The organism is Subtercola boreus (assembly GCF_003399645.1).
Taxonomy (GTDB): domain Bacteria; phylum Actinomycetota; class Actinomycetes; order Actinomycetales; family Microbacteriaceae; genus Subtercola; species Subtercola boreus_A.
In genome coordinates this window covers 1-2,175 of the sequence record NZ_NBXD01000066.1, presented here as the reverse complement: position 1 = coordinate 2,175, position 2,175 = coordinate 1, and the positions used below count along the sequence as shown (strand labels likewise).

General features: G+C 64.5%; 2 protein-coding genes. Both read left to right on the top strand.

What is annotated here, in order from left to right; all coding sequences use genetic code 11:
- The first annotated feature begins 68 nt into the window (after nt 1-68).
- Nucleotides 69-1,340: a Mu transposase domain-containing protein gene (locus B7R24_RS16905; RefSeq protein WP_253259534.1), complete on the top strand. Its 1,272-nt coding sequence runs from the start codon at nt 69-71 to the stop codon at nt 1,338-1,340.
- On the top strand, nt 1,337-2,110 hold the full coding sequence (gene istB / locus B7R24_RS16900; protein WP_116420186.1) for an IS21-like element helper ATPase IstB: 774 nt from the start codon (nt 1,337-1,339) through the stop codon (nt 2,108-2,110). The genes B7R24_RS16905 and istB overlap by 4 nt, the downstream gene beginning before the upstream one ends.
- Nucleotides 2,111-2,175: the final 65 nt, after the last annotated feature.

Genomic DNA, 2,175 nt, shown 5'->3' with positions numbered 1-2,175 from the left:
TGTTAACGCCAACCCAAAACAGGGCCATTAGCGCCAACTGAAAATAGGGCCACCAACCACTATGGAGGGTGATCAAATTGGATGACTGGGCAGAGATTCGCCACTTGTTTTCGACGGGGAAGTATTCGAAGCGGAAGATAGCGCAGCAGGTGGGTGTGTCGAGGGGGACGGTCGATCGGGCGTTGGCTGACGACCGTTCGCCGACATATCAGCGCGAGCCGTCGGGCTCAAGCTTTGACAGGTTCGCGGCGGAGGTGCGGGTGCTGTTGGCTGTGACGCCGACGATGGCGGCGGCGACTATCGCCGAGCGGGTGGGATGGTCTGGGTCGGAGTCGCTGTTCCGGGCGAAGATCGCAGGGATCAGGCCGGACTATGCGGTCCCGGATCCGGCGGATCGGCTGGTGCACCCGCCGGGGTTCCAGGTGCAGTGCGACCTGTGGTTCCCCCACGAGGACCTGCCGCTCGGCGACGATCAGCACGCGTCACCGCCGGTGTTGGTGATGACCTCGATCTGTTCCGGGTTCATCCAGGCGCGGATGTTGCCGTCGCGGACGACGCCGGATCTGCTCGGCGGAATGTGGTCCCTGATCGAGGAGGCGCAGGCGGTTCCTGCCCGGTTGACGTGGGATAACGAGACTGGCATCGGCCGTGGGAAGCTCACCGAGCCTGCGGCGGCATTCGCCGGGACGCTGGGCACGGAGATCAAGCTTTTGAAGGCGAGGGATCCGGAGTCGAAGGGCGGTGTTGAGCGGATGAACCGGTTCTTCCGCTCGAGGTTCATGCCCGGCCGGGATTTCACCTCTCCGGATGACTTCAACACCCAGTTGGCCGAGTGGCTGCCGATCGCGAACGCCCGCATGTCGAGGTCGCGGCGCGGACGGCCGATCGAGCTTGTCGCTGCCGATCGGGCGGCGATGCGCGGCCTACCGCCGGTCGCACCTGAGGTGATGTTCCGCAACACGGTTCGTTTGCCGAGGGATTATTATGTCCGCGCGTTCAGCAACGATTACTCCGTCGATCCGACGATGATCGGCCGCCTCGTCGACGTCACCGCCAGCCTCGATACCATCGCCGTTCATCACGATGGTGTCCTGATCGCCGAGCACCGACGCCGGTGGGCGAGGCAGCTGACCGTCACCGATCCCGCCCACGTGACACGGGCTGCCGAGTTGCGGTCCCAGTTCCAGGCCCAGCACCAGCGCCGCCCGCCGGCCGCCGCGGTCGTTGAGTTGGCGTCGTTGGCCCACTACGACGAGCTGTTCGGCGTCGACCCTGCCCTTGACCGCAACGCCGTCACGACGCTCGCGGCAGCGCCTGCGGTGCTGGCGGTCGCATCATGACCGCGCCGACGACGGGCGAGGCAGCGTCCCGGATCGAGTACTACGCCCGCGCCCTCCGCGCACCGCGAATAAGCGACGCGTTCCGGCGCCTCGGCGACCAGGCGAGAGACGCCGGCTGGTCGCACGAGGAATACCTCGCCGCCGTGCTCTCAAAGGAGGTTTCCGAACGGGAAGCCTCCGGGGCGGGACTGCGGATCAAAGCCGCACGGTTCCCCGGATACAAGGCGCTCGAGGACTTCAACTTCGACCACCAGCCCACCGCCGACCGGAACCTGATCGCACATCTGGGCACCAGCGTGTTCCTCACCGAGGGCAAAAACATTGTCCTCCTCGGACCTCCCGGGACCGGGAAAACACACCTCGCCGTCGGCATCGGAATCAAAGCCGCCAAAGCCGGTCACCGAGTCCTGTTCGATACCGCGACCGGGTGGGTTACCCGACTGCAAGAAGCCCACTCCCGCGGCAAACTCCCCGCGGAACTCGCCAAGCTACGGCGCTACAGCCTGCTGATCGTCGACGAGGTCGGCTACATCCCCTTCGACCAGGATGCCGCGAACCTGTTCTTCCAACTCGTGTCCTCCCGCTACGAACACGCGTCGCTGATCATGACCAGCAACCTTCCCTTCGCTCGCTGGGGCGACGTCTTCGGCGACCTCACCATCGCCTCCGCGATGATCGACCGCATCGTCCACCACGCCGACGTCATCAACCTCAAAGGCACCAGCTACCGACTCAAAAACCACGGATCCGCGACAACTACAGCACACTAGAACCACACAACAATGGCCCTATTTTCAAATGGCGAAAGTGGCCCTGTTTTCAGTCGGCGTTAACA